Source organism: Paractinoplanes ovalisporus, from assembly GCF_016834655.1.
Classification (GTDB): Bacteria; Actinomycetota; Actinomycetes; order Mycobacteriales; family Micromonosporaceae; genus Actinoplanes; species Actinoplanes ovalisporus.
Map to the genome: position 1 here is coordinate 368,689 of NZ_JAENHP010000004.1, position 16,884 is coordinate 385,572.

Consider the following 16,884-nt stretch of genomic DNA (forward strand, 5'->3'; position numbering starts at 1 on the left):
TGATAGGTTGCGATCGTGGGTCATGTCCGGGCGGCGCTCTATCTCGACTTCGACAACGTGTTCGGCGGGCTCTACCGGCTCGACCCGGAAGCGGCGGTCCAGTTCGCCAGCGATCCGGGAGCCTGGCTGCGCCGCATGTCGGTGACGGCCACGACCGAGGCGCCCCGGCGGTGGCTGGTGCTGCGCTGCTATCTCAACCCGGCCGGTTGGGTCTATCACACCGACATGGCGGGCGAGCAGACCCGGCTGTTCTTCTCGAAGTTCCGGCCGTGGTTCGTGCGGGCCGGCTTCGACGTGATCGACTGCCCGCGCTACAGCGGGACCAAGAACGCGGCCGACATCCGGATCGTGGTGGACGCGGTCGACGCGTTGTCGGCCGACACCCGCTACGACGAGTTCGTCATCGCGTCCGGTGACTCCGACATGACGCCGCTGCTGCAGCGCCTGCGCCGGTCCGACCGCCGCACGATGATCGTGTCGCCGGCCGACGCGGCCGAGGCGTTCACCTCGATCGCCGACCACGTGCTGGACAGCCAGCAGCTGCTGGAGCTGGTGCAGGGCGAGCCGGTGGAGCTCGACGAGGACGCGGAGTTCGGCGTCGAGGCGGGCCTGGCCGAGGCGTACGAAACCTTCCGGGCGTTCCTGACCAGCGAATATGCCGAGGCGCCGGAGCCGCTCAACATGGCGTCGCTGGCGGCGCGGCTGCGGGCCCAGCTGGGCCAGTCGATCAGCGACAGCAACTGGTTCGGCTTCGGCAGCTTCGCCCGCGCCGTGGCCAGCCTGAAACTGCCCGAGCTACGGATGTCCCAGCTGTTCCTGTGGGACGACACCCGCCACACCGCCCCCGAGCCCGGCGCCACCACGGCGCAGAGCCTGGCGCTGCCCGAGCCCGTCGAACGCCTGGCCGGTCAGCTCGACCTGCCCCGCCTGCCGCCGTCGTGGTGGCCGGCGATCTATCGGACGCTGGGCGAGTACGCCGGTTCGCACAAGTTCAACCTGACCCAGTGCACCAGCTGGTCCCGCGACCGCCTGCGCGACCAGGGCACGCCGGCCAGCCGCGGCGCGGTCGCGTTCGTGGTGCGCGGCGCCGCCTTCGGGGGCTGCCCCCTGTTCCGGCAGCCCCCGCCGACGGCCGACGAGATCGGTGCGGCTTTCGTCGACAACGTCCTGAGCCGGGCCGAGGCCATGGACATGACCTTCACCGACGAGGAGATCGACGCCGTACGGGCCTGGCTGCTCAGCCCTCCGTGATCGTGAGCGTCACCGGGCCGCCCGGCACCGGCTTGGAGTCGGTCCGGTCGAGCATGCCCCACGTGCTGTACAGGCCGCCCTCGTCGCTCAGCCGGAACCCGACCGTGTAGGTGCCGGGCTCGATCCCGCCCCAGGGCGACAGCGAGATCCAGTCCTCGATGGTGCCGTCCGGCCGTTGCCCGCTGCCCCCGGTGGACTGGTAGACCACCTCACCGTCGGCGGCGTACAGCTTGACGTCGATGCCGTTGATCGGCGCGGTCAGGATCTCGGCCTGGATGCGCAGGAGCGGGGACCGCTCGCCGAGCTGGCTCAGCGAGATCGTGGCCGGGTCGATGGTCGCACCGGTCACGACCGGCGGGGTGGTGTTCGGCTTACGGCGCACCTTCAAACCCGGGTCGGGAGCGCCGTAGTTGCTGCCGTAGAGGGCGAGCGTGCCGGCGCCGTCGACAATGGCCAGACCGGTCAGCGTGCAGTCGGTCGAGCGCTGCCACATGACGAAGGTCACGGTCACCTTGGTGCCGTCCAGCGTTGCCGGGCCGCGCTGGTCGCAGCGGCTGTACGGGCCGAAGTCGGCCTCGACCGAGGACAGGCCCCCGCTCAGGCCGGCCACGTCGAAGGTGACAGTGCCGGACACGTTGCCCCGCCAGTTGTCGGCCTCGGTCGGGCTGATCGCGAAGTTGTCCGCGCTCAGAACGGCGTTCGAGGTCACGGTGACGCCGTCGACCTGCGGGTTTCTGAAGACCGACCGGACGCCGGCGTTGTTCACGAGCACGATCTGGGCCACCTGCCAGCGGCCGGCCGCGGCGCCCTGGGGCAGGATCGCCGAGATCCGGCAGGACATGTAGTAGAGGTCGCCGCCGTACACGTCACCGCAGCGGGTGTCGGTGCTGTACTCGCTGTACTCCCAGGTGAACGGCGTCGTGACGCTCTGCCCGCCGGGACCGGTCAGCTTCAGCGAGCCCTTCCAGAAGCCGGACTGCTGGTCCTGCGCGCCGAAGTCGTACGTGACCCGGGCCGTGCCGTCAGCGACGTACCGGTACGGCCGGGCCGGGTTGCTCGTCACGAGCATCAGCGACTCGAGGCTGGGGCCGTCGGTGTCCGCCTCGGTGGTCGCGGTGACCTTGGAGGCGAAGGTGGCCAGCTTGGCCGCGCCGACCGAGAGGGTGAGGCCGTTCGAGCTCGCCGTGAGCTTGGTGACCTCCCACGTCGTGGTGGCCGCGTCGGAGTAGCGAGGCACTCCGAAGCTGTATTTGTAGGTCGACTCCTGCGGCGTGCCGGACACGAACTCGGCGCCCCCGCAGCAGGTCCGGTCGTAGGCGAAGTCGACCACGCGCTCGTGCCCGACGAAGGCGCCGGTGGCCGAGCTGCGCATCCGGAGCGTGATGCTGCCGTACAGGCCGTTCGCCTCCGGGTCGGTGTTCTTGACGGTCCAGGTGAGATCGTCGACCGCCGAGCCGGACGAGGCGTCGACGCTCGTGTGCTCGAAGGCCATCGCGGTGAGAGTGATGCGGGGAGCGGCTGCTTGGGCCGCGGTGGCGCCGGACGCGGCTGTGGCGGTCGCGATCGCCAGCACCAGGGCACCGCGGAGCATCCCGCGGGCGAAACTCAGATTCATGACCATCTTTTAACATCACCATCGATCTTTCGCTGCCCCGGCAACCTTTGCGGGCCGGCCGGCCACTTACCTGCGCCGGCGGTTCTCCCCCCAAGTCCGCCGGTGTCCCCCGCGAAAGGAAAGCGGTAGATGGCGCTCCCACGCCCCCTACGTGCCGCGCTCGTCGTGATGCTCATGCTCCTGACGGCGTACGTCGTAATTGTCTTCAAGCCCTTGCCGAGTGCGGCCGCGGTGGCCTTCACCAATCCGGTGGCCTCGGCGCCCTACGGGGCTGATCCCTGGATGGGCTATTACAACGGCAACTACTATCTGGCCGCCACGACCTGGAACTCTCAGATCGTCGTCAAGAAGGCGCCCTCGGTGGCCTCGTTGCCGGGGGCGGCCGAGTCGGTTGTTTTCACCGGCAGCGGCTCGAGCAACTGCTGCAATGTCTGGGCACCCTCGTTGCACCAGCTCAGCGGGCCCAACGGCACCCGCTGGTATCTGTATTACAGCGCGGGCACGCAGGCCTGTTGTGACGGGCAACGGTCCTTTGTGCTCGAGAGCGCGGGCAGTGACCCGATGGGCCCGTACGCGTACAAGGGTCAACTGAATGTGCAGGCGAACAACGGCTGGGCCATCGACGGCAGCGTCGCCACGATCGGCGGCAGGAACTACTTCCTGTATTCGTCGTGGGTCGGTGACCTGCAGAGCCTGTTCATCGCGCCGATGAGCAACCCGTGGACCGTGAGCGCCTACGGCACGCGGATCTCCTATCCGACGTACGACTGGGAGAAGGTTGGAGGCAACACCGAAGAGGGCCCGTACGTGCTGCAGCGCAACGGTGCGACCTATCTGACCTTCTCGGCCAGTTCGTGCAACACGCCGGACTACAAGATCGGCATGCTCACGCTGACCGGCAGCAACCCGCTGGCGGCCTCGTCGTGGACCAAACGCAGCACGCCGCTGTTCCAGCGCAGCGACGCCAACAGCGTCTACGGGCCGGGCCACCACTCGTTCTTCACCTCACCCGACGGCAGCGAGACGTGGATGGCCTACCACGCCAACGAGACGACCGCCCAGGGCTGCGGGGCGACCCGGACGACCCGGATCAAGAAGGTCAACTGGAACAGCGACAACACCCCGAACCTGGGTACGCCGGACCGGCTGTCGACCTCGTTGACGGCGCCCGCGGGCGACCCCGGCGGCACGGTGTCGTTCCCGGTCGCGGGCACGCGCTACCGCCTGGTCAACCAGGCCAGCGGCAAGGTGCTGGACGCGCAGAACTGCGGCACCGCCAACGGCACGGCCATCCAGCAGTGGTCGTCGCTCGGCAACGCGTGTCAGCAGTGGACGTTCACAAAAACGACCAGCAACTACTACCGCATCACGAACGCCAACAGCGGCACGGTGCTGGACGCGGTCAACTGCGGCACCGCGCTCAACCTGTGGTCGTCGCTCGGCAACACCTGCCAGGAGTGGAGTCTGACCCCGATCAACGGTGGCTACCTGATCGCGAGCCGCAACAACGGCCAGGTTCTGGACGTCACGAACTGCGGCACGGGCGACGGGGTCGCCGTACGGCTGTGGGCCTCTCTGGGTAATGCCTGCCAGCAGTGGACCATCTTGGTCTGATCGAGGCTCACCGGTCGATGAGGACGCTGATCGCGAGACCTCCCATCGGGCGGCCGTCGCGGTCGACGCGCACCAGGTCGATCGTGCCGTGGGTGCCGCGCAGCGCGTCCTTGGGCACCTCGATCAGCAGACCCAGCCGGGTCGAACCGAGCGGCATCGGCAACCGTTGGGTCGCCGTCCGGCCGTCGGCGAAGACGACCGCCTCGTGCAGGTCGAATCCGCCGGCGGCCACGTCCTTCTCGTCGCCCGACACCACCTCGGCCGGGCGGAAGGGCGCCTCCGGGGGCTCGGGCGACGAACGGACGATCCGCACCCGGAAGTCGGCCAGCTTCGCCGGGCGGCGGATCTCGAGCCCGGCCGTCTCACCGGGCCGGATGCCGCGCGCCACGAACGGCACGAGAACGGCATGACCAGGCTTCGGCCGTACGACGGTGAGGTTCTTCTGGGCCAGATTGCCGTGCTCCCAGACGTGGGCGCCGGCGATCGGCCGGTCGGAGCGGGCGTGCACCGCGGCGAGCCAGCAGGCGTGGGTGCCGGGCGCCGGAACCGCGGCGGCGGGCCAGCGGGCCTTGACGACCGTGCTCTGCCCGGGGGCGAGTCCGAAGCCGGTGACGGCCGTGAGCGACGGCAGGAAGTCGGTCGGCCAGGTGAACTGGACGCCGGCGAACGGGCGTACGTGGAAGGTGACCACAAAATGCTGGGCGATGCCGCCGCCCTGGTTGCGGATCCGGGCGTAGAACCAGTTGTCCTGCCCCGCCCGTGGTTCCTGGTGCGTCGTCCCGCCGTCGTCCGCGTTGCGGATCCACAGGTCGGGCGAGTCCCAGAACCGGCCGTTCCACTGTTCGCCGCCGGTGTGCGCGGGGTCGTCGCGCAGCCAGAGATCGGGCCCGGGCGCCGGGTCGCCGAACCCGTAGATCCACCGGTGGAACGCGTCGACCAGGTCGGCCGCGCCGCTGCGGGCGACCAGGTGGGCCTCCAGCGCCTCGGTGGTGGTCGGCCGGCTCAGGTGCTCCCGGTAGAACTCGTTCATCCATCCCGTGAGGTCGGCCGGCGAGGTCAGGGCGGCCGCGCCGGCGAAGAACCGCTCACCCGCCGGGTACGACGCCGTCGGCGTGACCCGGAAGTAGGGGTTGCGGGGCGACAGCGTGTTCGGGGGCTCACTGAAGTCGTACGGACGAACGCCCGTGCCTCCGCTGTCGTGGTAGGTGTTCCAAGCCTCGTCCCACCAGCCGTCGGCCTGGCTCGCCGGTTTGACGCCCCGCCCCCACCAGGAGTGGAACGCCTCGTGGCGCAGCGAGCCGGGTGTCGCGGTGCAGCCACCCTCGTACTCCATCCCGCCCTGGATCAGGAACGCCGTGAACCGGTCGCCGTGCACGTAGCGCCCGATGGCCTGCTCGTTCGCGGGCAGCCAGGTGCTCAGGCGCGCCAGTTCGGCCGCCAGGTCGAAGGTCGTGTTGGCGGCGAGCTTGACCACCTCGACGGTGAGCGGCGCGCTGCTGACCGGCATGTGCACGGTGCCGGTGACCGACGCCAGCGTGTCGACGGCGCGGATCTCCAGCATCGGCGAGAACGCGGTGAACCGTTGCGGGAAGGCCACCCGCCAGTGGTTCGGGCCCAGCGTCGTCACCGTCCCGTTGGTGATCGGCCGGTGGGCGATCGACGTTCCGGTGACGACCAGCTCCAGGTCGATGGCGTACTGGTCCCAGAGCAGGTTCGCGGGCAGCCAGGACTCCAGGTAGCGGGCGGGGGCCAGGTCGGTGAAGCCGAAGGTGAAGGTCAGCCGCGGGCCGGCCGACCAGGTCAGGGCCGGTGGATAGGAGCCGCCGGCGGGCGAGTTGGGCGGTCCGAGCGACCAGGTCAGGTCCAGGGTGTGCGCGGAACCGGCGGCGACCACCGAGTCGAGCACCCGCAGGTCGGCGCCGGTGCCCCCGCCCAGGTTCGCGGTGAGCACCTGGGCCGGGGTCAGCGGCGTGCCGTCCAGGACGACACCGGTGATCGTCTGGCGCAGGTCGAAGATCGGGCAGCCCGCGGTGGGACCGGCCACGAACTCGACCCGCGCCTCACCGGTGGCCGTCCCGCTCGCCCCGTCGAAGGTGAGGCGGGCCCGGACGGTGGAGATGTCGATCGGCACCGCCGTACGGCCGGAGACCGTCACCGGAGGCGGCGCGAGGTCGAAGTTCGTGGCCATGACGTCACCCCTCCCGGTCCGGCAGCAGTCCTTCGAAACCGGCCAGCAGGCTCGGCGCCGGGCGGTTGTCCGCGAGGGCATCGGCGCTGCCGCCGCTGTCGGCCAGCTGTCGCAACCGGCTTGTGGCCTCGGTCAGGTGGTAGGCGTTGCCGCCGAGCGCGACCCACTTGCCGACCTCGGGGTTCAGCACCAGACCGGCGGCGTCGTTGTCCACACTGTTCACCGGGAACTGCACGAACACCTGCGGGTCGGCCACGACACCGACCGGCACTCCGCTCGCCGACCAGGTGACGGCGACCGTGAGCCGGTAGGAGCCCGGTTGCGGGAAGGCGAAGCCGTCGGAGCTCCAGAACACCCGGTGCGTGGCCGAGACCGATTCCCCGGGCGCCAGCTCGGCCAGGCGGGCGTTGTCGCAGACGATCACGAACGGGCGGAACGGGTGGGCCACACCCTCGGCGTCGGTGATCGTGATGGTGGCGAACAGCGCTTCCAGCGAGACGTCGTCCGGCACGATCAACGGTCCGTCGCTGCGGTTGGTCAGCGTCCAGCCCACCTCGTACGGCTGGCCGAAAGCGACCGTGGCCGGGGCGGTGACCGTCAGTTCGAGCTCGGACGGGTCGAACAGGTTGTGGTCCGAGGCCTGGGGCACGCCGGAGCCGAACCACGAGGCGAACGGCCAGCCTCCGGGGCGGATGACCGGATCAGGCATGTGCACCAGGTGGTGCCGCACAGTGGTGTTGACGGCCAGGTTGATCTGGTCGGGGAAGATGCCGGGCTGGCCGGTGGTGGGTCCGCCGAGCACGTTGGCCACGCTGCCGGTGGTCGTCATGATCGAGTTGTCGGCCGCGGTCTCCTGCTCCTGGTGGATCTGGTTGAACGTGTGCGTGATCTCGTGTGTGGCGCTGCGCAGGAAGGCCCGCGGCACGTCACGCTGATGCTGGTCCCCGGCGGCGCCGAAGTTGGCCGTTTCGGAGAGCGGGTAGCCGTCGTCGCAGAAGCTGGCGCAACCCTCCCGCGGTACGTCGATCTGGTCGTACATGACGCCGCGCCCGCACCCGAGCCGGGCCGGCACGAACATCAGGTGGATGCGCCAGTCGGTGTCCAGATCGGCCGGTTGGTGACTGGTCGTCATCAGGTTGTGCAGGGCGCCGGTGTTCCAGCAGGCAGTCGGGTCAACCCCGGCCGGCACCGGTACGCCGACCTGGTCGCTGATCACGCTGAGCTGCCAGCCGTGCTTGGCATAGATGGTGTCGAAGTACTCCGTGCCGCCGGCGCCGTCGGGCACGGGTTGCGGCGCGACCGCCCCCTCCAGCACGTCGATCTCGACGCTGGCCCGCCGGAAGAAGCTGGACACCCACGACAGGGTCACGGCGCCCTTGTCGGTGCCGTTCTCGATCCAGCGTCCGACCAGATGCGGCCCGGTGAACGGGAACACGGCCGGCACCTGGGTCAGTTTGAGGGTGACGGTGCGGCTCGCCGTGGCCGGGAACGAGCCCTTGAAGGTGCCCGCGGCGGGCTGGGTGTAGTCGAACTGCTCGACGACCAGGGTGACCGTGCATGGCCGATTCGCGGACGCCGTCACTCTTACGGCCTGCAGATACGAGTGGTAGCGGCTGCGCGGGAAGATCGGGATCCGGGGCCTCAGGATGGGGATCGGCCGCCCGTTCTCGTCGGTCGCCGGGCGGCTCGCGGCGGCGGCCGTCGACTCGGTGGCCGGCTGTTCCGCATCCGGGATCGGGAAGGCGATCCTCCGTAGATAGAGGTCACCGCTAACGATGATGTTGTCCGGCCCGCCGTCCGGCGCCGACCGGTCGACCCGCATCGTGCCCTCGTAGCGCCGGCGGCCGCCATCGATCGGCGTGAAGTTCAGGACGTAACAGCCGGACCGGAACGAGTTCCGGCACGGCCTGATCGGGACCGGGCCCGGTGGAGCACCTTCGGGGCCTTCGTCGACGATCGGGATCCGTTCGGCCAGCGGGACCTCGGGCGCCACGACCGGCGGCACGAGGCCCGGGGTCGCGCCGACGCCGGGGGCGGCGGGGCCGGAAGTGGAATGGCCTTGGCAGTTGCACATGATTTCCTCCGTGTCTCACACGCGCTGGTAGGAGTTCGTGTCTCACACCCGCCGATAGGAGAAGGTGCAGCCTTCAGGGTCGGTGATCCGGAGCAGGTCACCGTCGATGTCGAAGGCGTAGGCGACGAGCCGGTCGTCGGCGCCGCTGAGCACCAGGCGGCCGCCTTCGAGGCGGAAGATCCCGGCGTCCCAGCGGACGAACCCCTGGGATTCGCCGCGCCGGCCCGTATATCGGCCGGCCGAGAAGGTGAGGAACTCCGGGTAGCCCGCGGCGCATTCCGGAGCGTCCACTTTGTGCCACTCGCCGGCCAGGCTCGGTTCGTCGCTCATCGCCGCCTCGCTCCCCGTAGTCACGAACATGGCGGGACGGCGTGGCCGCCCGCAGGGCAGGGGATGACGGGGGAGTCGCAGATACACCCGCAAGCTGAGCGGGTCTCTGCGTCAACGTAGAAGGTCGGCGGCGGCGGCGATATCAACCTGACGACAGAGCCCGGCGTTGCTCCGTTTTGCATCTTTGACTAAAGTTTCTTAACAGATATTGACGGGCCCTCCAGAGATTTGGTTTGGTCGATGCGTTGAGCGGCCACCATCCCCCTCGAAAGGCCCGCCATGAAAAGAAAATCCCTGCTCACACTGCTTGCAGTGCTCACTCTGGGCGCGGTCGGCGCGATCATGCCGATGGCGATGTCACAGGCCGCCGCGGCGTGCGTCTCGGCCTACAACAACGGCGCGGTCTACACCGGCGGGATGACCGCCTCCTACAACGGGCGTAACTGGACGGCCAAATGGTGGACCCAGGGAGAGGCGCCGAGCACCGGCGGCTCCGGGGTCTGGCAGGACAACGGCACCTGCACCGGCGGCAGCGGCGGCGGTGGTGGCACCGGCGGCGGAACCACCTGCAACTACCCGAACTGGGTGGCCGGGCAGTTCTACGCGGCCGGCTCGATCGTGCGCTACACCAACGGGCAGTACTACCAGGCCTCGCACGAGAACCCGGGCTACGACCCGGTCATCAGCACCTGGTACTGGTCGCCCTACACCTGCAGCGGCAGCGGTGGCGGCGGCAACAACGGCGGCGGCGGTGGGACCTCCGGGTTCGTCGTCAGCGAGGCCCAGTTCAACTCGATGTTCCCGGGGCGGAACAGCTTCTACACGTACGCCGGTCTGACCGACGCCATGAAGAAGTTCCCGGCGTTCGCGACCGCGGGCAGTGACACGGTCAAGAAGCAGGAGGCGGCGGCGTTCCTGGCCAACGTCGGGCACGAGACCGGTGGGCTGGTCTACATCGACGAGATCAACCAGGCCAACTGGCCGCACTACTGCGACACCTCCCAGCCGTACGGGTGCCCGGCCGGTCAGTCCGCCTACCACGGTCGTGGCCCGATCCAGCTGAGCTGGAACTTCAACTACTACGCGGCGGGCAACGCGCTCGGCGTCGACCTGCTGCGCAACCCGAACCTGGTGGCCACCAACTCGTCGATCTCGTGGCAGACCGGCCTCTGGTACTGGATGACCGGCACCGGCGGCGCGGGCACGACCTCGCACAACGCGATGGTCAACGGCAACGGCTTCGGCACCACGATCCGGGCCATCAACAGCATCGAGTGCAACGGCGGTAACGCCGGCCAGGTGCAGAGCCGCGTCACCCTCTACACCCGGATCGCCGGCATCCTCGGCGTCCCCACGGGCGGCAACCTGTACTGCTGACCACGTTTCTCAGGAAAGAGCGGTGCTGCCCGGCGGCGCCGCTCTTTCCGCATTTCCGGGTCTTTCCGGTCGCATCCGGTGTTCGCTGGTCAGGGCGGGATACATCGGACCGGGGGCGCGTGTGACGGCTGATAACAGGAGTGGACGTCTGCGACGTCTGCTCACCGACCGGCGGGTCGGCACGAAGATCATGCTGGCGGTCATCGCGGTCACGGTGTTCAGCGTGACCGACGGGCTGATCGCGTTACGCAGCCTCGGGGACACCAACGACCAGGTCGCCACCGGCTATGAGCACAGCCTCGAACTCGAGGCCGTCGGCAACCTGCGGGCCGCGGTCAACCGCACCTGGCTGGCCGTCAACGACTATCTGCTCGCCGTTGACGACGCCGGGCGGACCGCGGCGAACACCAAACTCGCCACTGCCGAGCAGGAGGTCGAGCAGTACGCCGCCACGTTCGCGGCGCTCGGCATCGGCGCCGAGATGCGGACCACCGAGGCAGCCTTCAGGACGGCCTGGACCGCGTACGTGGAAATTCTCGACGCCCGGGTTCTGACCCCGGCCGCCCTGCGTGACCGGGCGGCACTCCAGAGCGTCCGCACCGGCGCCCTGGCCGACGCCATGGACGACGTCCGCGCGCCGCTGACCGCGCTCGCCGACCTGACCGTGCGGGTCGCGGCCGACCAGCAGCATCTGGCCGAGAGCCGCTACCAGTCGACGAAGTGGCTGGTCATCGCCGTTCTGGTCGGCGGTGGTCTGATCGGCGTGGCGCTCGCGCTGGGCATCACCCGGATGATCGTGCGGCCGCTGTCGCAGTGCGTGAACGCCCTGGAGAAGGTCGGTACGGGCGATCTCACCGTACGGGTCGCGGTGGACAGCACCGACGAGGTGGGCCGGATGGCCCAGACGCTCAACCACACCGCCGAATCGATGGCCGGCACCGTGGGACGGGTGCACGCGAACTCGGACCTGCTGGCCTCCGCCTCCGAGCAGCTGTCCGCGGTCTCGGCCCAGCTGGCGGCCTCCGCCGAGGAGACGTCGGCGCAGGTCGGCACCGTCTCCGACTCGGCCGGTCAGGTCTCGCTGGGCGTGCAGGCGGTGGCCGCCGGGGCCGACGAGATGGGGGTGTCGATCCGCGAGATCTCCAACAGCGCCAACGAGGCGGCCGGGGTGGCCGCCGAGGCCGCCCGCACCGCCGAGTCGACCAACACCAGCGTCGCCCGGCTCGGCGAGGCCTCGGCGCAGATCGGCACGGTGGTCGCACTGATCACCTCGATCGCCGAGCAGACCAACCTGCTCGCGCTCAACGCCACCATCGAGGCGGCCCGGGCCGGCGAATCGGGCAAGGGGTTCGCCGTGGTGGCGGCCGAGGTCAAAGACCTGGCCCAGGAGACCGCCCGCGCCACCCAGGAGATCACCTCGCAGGTCTCGGCCATCCAGGACGAGACCACCAACGCGGTCCAGGCGATCCGGCAGATCGCCGAGGTGATCGGCACGATCAACGACTACGCCACCACGATCGCCGCCGCCGTCGAGGAGCAGACGGCCACGACCGCGGAGATCGCGCGCAGCGTCGGGCAGGCGGCCGAGGGCTCGACCAGCATCGCCGAGAACATCACCGGCGTCGCGCAGGCGGCCCACCAGGTGACCTCGGGTGCCACCGAGACCCAGCAGACCGCCTCCGAACTGGCCCGCACCGCGGCCGACCTGCAGAGCACGGTGTCGACGTACCGGCTCTGAGGCCAGTCTTATTCGGGCACGTTCGCCGAGACCTCGCCGAGGGCGGCCACCTCGTCGGCCGCCAGGTCGAGCGTGGCCGAGGCGATCAGGGCCGGTAGCTGCCCGGTGGTGCGGGCGCTGGCGATCGGGGCGGCCACCTGCGGTTTCGTACGCAACCAGGCCAGCGCCACCGTGGCCGGCTCGACGCCGTGCGTGCCGGCGATGTCGTCGAGCACCTTGATGACGGCCAGCCCCTCCTCGTTCAGGTAGGTCTTGGCCCCGCCGCCGCGCGGGCCCTGCGCCAGGTCTTCGGTCGTGCGGTACTTGCCGGTCAGGAACCCGCTGGCCAGGGCGTAGTACGGCAGCACGGCCAGGTTCTCGGCGGCCGCGATCGGGGCGATGTCCCGCTCGTAGGCGGCGCGCGCGACCAGGTTGTAGTGCGGCTGCAGCGCCACGGGCAGGGTCAGGCCGTCCCGCCGGGCGATCTCGAACCACTCGCGGATGCGGGCCGGGCTGTAGTTCGAGACGCCGATCGCGCGCACCTTGCCCGCTTTGACCAGCGCGTCGAACGCGGCCGCGGTCTCGGCCAGCGGCGTGTTCTCGTCGTCGTAGTGGGCGTAGTAGAGGTCGATGTAGTCGGTGCGCAGCCGGGCCAGGGACGCGTCGGCCGCGGCCGCGACGTTGGCGGCGGCCAGACCGCGGAACTGCGGGTGCTGGCTGACCTTGGTGGCGACGACGACCCGGTCGCGGTTGCCGCGGGCGGCCAGCCAGTTGCCGATGATCGTCTCCGACTCGCCGCCGGAGTTGCCGGGCACCCAGGCCGAATAGCCGTCGGCGGTGTCCACGAAATTGCCGCCGGCCTCGACGAAGGCGTCCAGGATCTGGTGCGACGCAGGTTCGTCGCTGGTCCAGCCGAACACGTTGCCGCCGAGGTTGAGCGGGAACACCTCGATGCCGCTACTGCCCAGAGTGCTGCTCATGGTCGTCCTTTCGAGCCCTGATCGTGTACGACCATTGAAGTACCCGTGGTCGGCGGAAGATGCCCGAGCAGGGTGAGTTTGTCGCCACTGGGCGTGTCCGGCTTCGCGTGATAGACGACCAGCATCTGCGACTTCGCGCCGCCGATGGCCAGCTTCTCGCGCCGGACCGTCATCTCGCCCACTTGCGGATGTTCGATGCGGGTGGGTTCGCCCTCCCGGGTGTGCACGTCGTGCCGCGCCCACAACTGCCGGAACTTCTCGCTCGATTGCGACAACTCGTCGACCAGATGGACGTACCGAGGGTCGTCGGTGTGGTCGCCGACCGATTCCCGGAAACCGGCGACGAGGCGTACGGTCGCCGTTTCCCAGTCCGGAAAGAGAGCCCGTTCGGCCGGGTCGAGAAAGACGTCGCGCAGCCGATTCCGGCCCACCCGCAGACACGGCGACAACGCCTCGGCGAGCGGATTGGCGGCGAGCACGTCGAAATAGCGCCCCTCGACAAAGGCGGGCAGACCGAGAACCTCGAGAAGCTGCCGTACGCCGGAGGGCACCACCTCGCGGCGCGGCCGCTTCGACCGGGCGGGCTTCGGGGTCGCCAGGCCGATCAGGTAGTCGGCCGACTCCTCGTCGAGGCGCAGCACGCGGGCCAGGCTCTCCAGCACCGGAACCGACGGATGGCGGTCGCGGCCCTGCTCCAGCCGCAGGTAGTAGTCGCTGCTGATGCCGGCGAGCAACGCCACCTCCTCCCGGCGAAGACCCGCGACCCGGCGTATCCCCTGGGGTCGCAGACCGGCTTCCTCGGGGCTGACGAGAGCGCGGCGGGCACGGAGGAAATCGCCGATCAGGTTGCCCTCGCTCATGGATCTCACGGTAATCGTGCCCTCGGCTTCCCTGTCCCTGTCACTCCCAGGAACAGCGGAGTGCTGGTTGACACCCGGGCGGCGGCCGACTCTGAGGTCATGACAACTTTCACGATGGCCGGCGGCATCACGGTCGAGCGCATGGGATACGGCGCCATGCAGCTCGCGGGACCGGGCGTGTTCGGCCCGCCGCGGGACCGGGCCGAGGCGATCGCGGTGCTGCGGACCGCGGTCGAATCCGGTGTCAACCACATCGACACGGCCGACTTCTACGGCCCGCACATCACCAATCAGATCATTCGGGAGGCGCTGGCCCCGTACGGGGAAAATCTGTTGATCGTCACCAAGGTGGGCGCGGTCCGCGACTCGGCGGGCGCCTGGCTGCACGCCCGCGAACCCGAGCAGCTGCGCGCCCAGGTGCACGACAACCTGCGCAACCTCGGCGTCGAGGCGCTCGACGTGGTCAACTTGCGGGTCGGCGGCGGCGCGGACGGCCACTCGCCGGTGCCGGGTTCGATCGCCGACAAGTTCGGCGCGCTGGCCGACATGCGCCGCGAGGGCCTGATCAGACACCTCGGCCTCAGCGTCGTCGACGCCGCCCAGGTCACCGAGGCCCAGGCGATCGCCCCGGTCGTCACGGTGCAGAACTGGTACAACGTCGCGCACCGGGGCGACGAGAAGCTGATCGCGTCCCTCGCCGACCAGAACATTTCGTACGTCCCGTTCTGGCCGTTGGGCGGCTTCACCCCGCTGCAGTCCGGCACCCTCGACGCGGTGGCCGCCCGCCTGGGCGAATCCCCCAAAACGGTGGCGCTGGCGTGGCTGCTGCACCAGGCACCCAACATCCTGCTGATTCCCGGCACGTCCTCGGTGAAGCACCTACGCGAGAACCTCGCGGCCGGCGCCCTGAAGCTCGACCGCGAGGCCCTGGAAACGCTCGACGCCGTGGCCTAGTCGTCCTCGATCTCGTGTCGAAGACCACGCCCGGATCGGACGCGCGGTGGGTGCCAGGACCAACCTTGGGCAGGCCCTGGCACAAACCTGTATCTCTCCCTGGGTCTTCGTCCGGGAATGGGTGGGGGCTCAGTTCTGCAGGCCCAGCAACTCCGCCACATCGGGAGACTGCTCGCGGATGATCGTCTCGATCTGCTCCCATGCCTGCCACTGATCCGCCTGCATCGCGGCCATCCGCAATGCCAGTCCGGCCGACATCGCGGCCTGAGCGGCCGCACGCGCCTCGGGCGGCGCGCCCAAGTTGGCGGGCACCGGCGTGTTCGTCGCCCGCGACGTCTTCCGGTACGCGTCGTCGGCCAGCACGCAGAGCTCATTGACCGCAGGCTCGATCAGACTCTTCAGCTGGGCGGGCAGCGTGACGCGCATCTTCGCCACGTTGATGTTGAAGGTCGTGTCCAGATCGGTGTCGAACTCTATTGAGGCGCGGGCAAGCTTGGTGTGCTCGTCAATCCCGCGGATTCCGGCCCATCCGCCCCACTGCACGAGCCGATCGGCCCGGTAGACGTACAGGCCCTGCTGACGATTCCAGTTGAGAGGGCCGGAGAGGCGTTCGAACTCGGCCGGCTCGCTGAATCTGTCCTTGGCCGGCAGCACAAAACGCCGGAGGGCAACCTGACCGACCACCCCGCCCGCCTCCACCTCGAAGCGTTGCCGGGGGAGCTCCTGCGTGGCGGATTCGTGGCGTGCGAACGGGTCCCAGGCGACGACCTTCTGGCCGTTCACCGTGATCACCAGTTGCGGTCGTCCCTCAACGCCCTCGATGAAGCGATGGAAAACCATGCCGAGGTGCTCCGCTGTGCGGGCGGCCAGCGTCTCGAGACGTCGACGTGCCCAACCTCCCTCGGGCTTCTTCTCCGGGAGCACGCGGTCGAGGACCTCCCAGATCACCACTGTGCCCGTGCCCTCGGAAAGCCACTGACGTGCTCTTTTGGCGCTTGGCTCGGTGTTGGTCGGGTCGACGATCACCCATTGGTCCCACTCCTCGATCAGGTCGAGGTCGAGTGAGCGGGCGCTCACCCGGACCGCCTTCTCGGAGTTGCGGCTCACCACAGTGAGTACCCGGCACTGGGAGAGTGAGGCAGTCTTGAGTCCAAGACCGTAGCGGCCCAGCTCGCCTCGGCCGTAGGCCCGGCGTGTCCCGAATCGGAGCGCTTCCAGCAGGCCCTGTGCGGACATGCCACAGCCGTCGTCAGTGATGAAGACGCGCGACTCGGCTCCGTCATGTTCGACCAGAATCTCGACACGCGTCGCCCCCGCGGCGACGCTGTTGTCGACGATGTCCGCGACGGCTGTCGTGAAGTCGTAGCCGATGTCACGTAATGACCCAGTCAGTCGCGCGGCGGACGGCGACACGTCGTACCACGTTCTCTCAGCCACCTGTTCCTCCAGCACGTTGTCGATGACGACCAGGATGCCACAGCGTCCTTCAAGAGCACGAAGGCGTTTCAGCCCGGTGTGGAGGAATCAGCCGATCGGATCGACCCGTACAGCTCCTCGATCCGATCGGCGCACTCGACGACGCCTTCGTGTTCCCAGACGTGCACCACCGTCCAGCCCCGGTCAGCAAGCTTGGCGTCCTTCTCCCGATCGCGCTCGACGTTGCGGAACAGCTTCTCCCGCCACCAGTCACCGTTGTTTTTCGGCATGGTCGAGTGTGTGGGGCACATGTGCCAGAAGCAGCCGTCGACAAAAACTGCCAGACGCGCCTTCGTGAACACGATGTCAGGCCGGCCCGGCAGCTCCCGGAAATTGACCCGGAAGCGCATTCCGCGCCGGTGAAGCTCACGCCTCAGCTTCATTTCGGGCGCCGTGCGTTCCCGCGGCATGCGCTTCATCTGATCGGAGACGGCCGCGTTCAGGGGCA

Annotated in this window: 13 protein-coding genes; 5 read left to right on the forward strand and 8 right to left on the reverse strand. The window is 69.2% G+C overall.

From position 1 onward, the window contains the following. The first annotated feature begins 15 nt into the window (after positions 1-15). Positions 16-1,251: an NYN domain-containing protein gene (locus JIG36_RS15840; protein ID WP_203377037.1), complete on the forward strand. Its 1,236-nt coding sequence runs from the start codon at positions 16-18 to the stop codon at positions 1,249-1,251. On the opposite strand, the gene JIG36_RS15845 is transcribed toward JIG36_RS15840, so the two are convergent. After that, the gene (locus JIG36_RS15845) at positions 1,238-2,866 is read right to left on the reverse strand and encodes a hypothetical protein (RefSeq protein WP_203377038.1); all 1,629 of its coding nucleotides are present in this window, start codon (positions 2,864-2,866) and stop codon (positions 1,238-1,240) included. The genes JIG36_RS15840 and JIG36_RS15845 overlap by 14 nt on opposite strands. Before the next feature lie 129 nt (positions 2,867-2,995). On the opposite strand from JIG36_RS15845, the gene JIG36_RS15850 reads away from it, so the two are divergent. Beyond that, positions 2,996-4,480, forward strand: a complete 1,485-nt coding sequence (locus JIG36_RS15850; RefSeq protein ID WP_203377039.1) for a family 43 glycosylhydrolase — start codon at positions 2,996-2,998, stop codon at positions 4,478-4,480. 7 nt (positions 4,481-4,487) lie between these two features. Here the strand turns inward: JIG36_RS15850 and JIG36_RS15855 are convergent, their stop codons facing one another. The 3 genes from JIG36_RS15855 to JIG36_RS15865 are packed head-to-tail and all read right to left on the reverse strand — an operon-like array spanning position 4,488 to position 9,072. Beyond that, the gene (locus tag JIG36_RS15855) at positions 4,488-6,668 is read right to left on the reverse strand and encodes a hypothetical protein (protein ID WP_203377040.1); all 2,181 of its coding nucleotides are present in this window, start codon (positions 6,666-6,668) and stop codon (positions 4,488-4,490) included. A 4-nt stretch (positions 6,669-6,672) separates the two neighbouring features. Beyond that, positions 6,673-8,742, reverse strand: coding sequence for a hypothetical protein (locus tag JIG36_RS15860; protein WP_203377041.1), 2,070 nt, complete (start codon positions 8,740-8,742; stop codon positions 6,673-6,675). A gap of 42 nt (positions 8,743-8,784) precedes the next feature. Next, a complete protein-coding gene (locus tag JIG36_RS15865; RefSeq protein ID WP_203377042.1) occupies positions 8,785-9,072 on the reverse strand; it encodes a hypothetical protein in 288 nt (95 codons plus the stop codon). Positions 9,073-9,351: 279 nt separating this feature from the next. Here JIG36_RS15865 and JIG36_RS15870 point away from each other — a divergent pair, with 279 nt between their 5' ends. Both JIG36_RS15870 and JIG36_RS15875 read left to right on the forward strand, forming a co-directional pair. Then, positions 9,352-10,449, forward strand: a complete 1,098-nt coding sequence (locus JIG36_RS15870) for a glycoside hydrolase family 19 protein (RefSeq protein ID WP_203377043.1) — start codon at positions 9,352-9,354, stop codon at positions 10,447-10,449. Positions 10,450-10,570: 121 nt separating this feature from the next. Then, a complete protein-coding gene (locus JIG36_RS15875; RefSeq protein WP_307872737.1) occupies positions 10,571-12,187 on the forward strand; it encodes a methyl-accepting chemotaxis protein in 1,617 nt (538 codons plus the stop codon). Between the two features lie 8 nt (positions 12,188-12,195). Here JIG36_RS15875 and JIG36_RS15880 read toward each other — a convergent pair whose 3' ends face one another. Beyond that, positions 12,196-13,146 carry an aldo/keto reductase gene (locus JIG36_RS15880; RefSeq protein ID WP_203377044.1) on the reverse strand — a complete coding sequence of 317 codons (951 nt, stop codon included), beginning with the start codon at positions 13,144-13,146 and terminating at the stop codon, positions 12,196-12,198. After that, on the reverse strand, positions 13,143-14,006 hold the full coding sequence (locus JIG36_RS15885; protein WP_203377045.1) for a helix-turn-helix domain-containing protein: 864 nt from the start codon (positions 14,004-14,006) through the stop codon (positions 13,143-13,145). The genes JIG36_RS15880 and JIG36_RS15885 overlap by 4 nt, the downstream gene beginning before the upstream one ends. 99 nt (positions 14,007-14,105) lie before the next feature. Between JIG36_RS15885 and JIG36_RS15890 the strand changes: the two genes are divergently transcribed. Beyond that, positions 14,106-14,960, forward strand: coding sequence for an oxidoreductase (locus tag JIG36_RS15890; protein WP_203377046.1), 855 nt, complete (start codon positions 14,106-14,108; stop codon positions 14,958-14,960). A gap of 129 nt (positions 14,961-15,089) precedes the next feature. On the opposite strand, the gene JIG36_RS15895 is transcribed toward JIG36_RS15890, so the two are convergent. Further along, positions 15,090-16,412, reverse strand: coding sequence for an ATP-binding protein (locus JIG36_RS15895; RefSeq protein WP_307872738.1), 1,323 nt, complete (start codon positions 16,410-16,412; stop codon positions 15,090-15,092). 53 nt (positions 16,413-16,465) lie between these two features. Next, positions 16,466-16,855, reverse strand: a complete 390-nt coding sequence (locus tag JIG36_RS15900; RefSeq protein WP_203377433.1) for a very short patch repair endonuclease — start codon at positions 16,853-16,855, stop codon at positions 16,466-16,468. Positions 16,856-16,884: the final 29 nt, after the last annotated feature.

Coding starts and splice junctions, on each gene's coding strand:
- JIG36_RS15855 (WP_203377040.1), bottom strand. CDS start 6,668: ATGGCCACGAACTTCGACCTCGCGCCGCCTCCGGTGACGGTCTCCGGC.
- JIG36_RS15900 (WP_203377433.1), bottom strand. CDS start 16,855: ATGAAGCGCATGCCGCGGGAACGCACGGCGCCCGAAATGAAGCTGAGG.
- JIG36_RS15860 (WP_203377041.1), bottom strand. CDS start 8,742: ATGTGCAACTGCCAAGGCCATTCCACTTCCGGCCCCGCCGCCCCCGGC.
- JIG36_RS15870 (WP_203377043.1), top strand. CDS start 9,352: ATGAAAAGAAAATCCCTGCTCACACTGCTTGCAGTGCTCACTCTGGGC.
- JIG36_RS15885 (WP_203377045.1), bottom strand. CDS start 14,006: ATGAGCGAGGGCAACCTGATCGGCGATTTCCTCCGTGCCCGCCGCGCT.
- JIG36_RS15880 (WP_203377044.1), bottom strand. CDS start 13,146: ATGAGCAGCACTCTGGGCAGTAGCGGCATCGAGGTGTTCCCGCTCAAC.
- JIG36_RS15890 (WP_203377046.1), top strand. CDS start 14,106: ATGACAACTTTCACGATGGCCGGCGGCATCACGGTCGAGCGCATGGGA.
- JIG36_RS15845 (WP_203377038.1), bottom strand. CDS start 2,866: ATGAATCTGAGTTTCGCCCGCGGGATGCTCCGCGGTGCCCTGGTGCTG.
- JIG36_RS15865 (WP_203377042.1), bottom strand. CDS start 9,072: ATGAGCGACGAACCGAGCCTGGCCGGCGAGTGGCACAAAGTGGACGCT.
- JIG36_RS15850 (WP_203377039.1), top strand. CDS start 2,996: ATGGCGCTCCCACGCCCCCTACGTGCCGCGCTCGTCGTGATGCTCATG.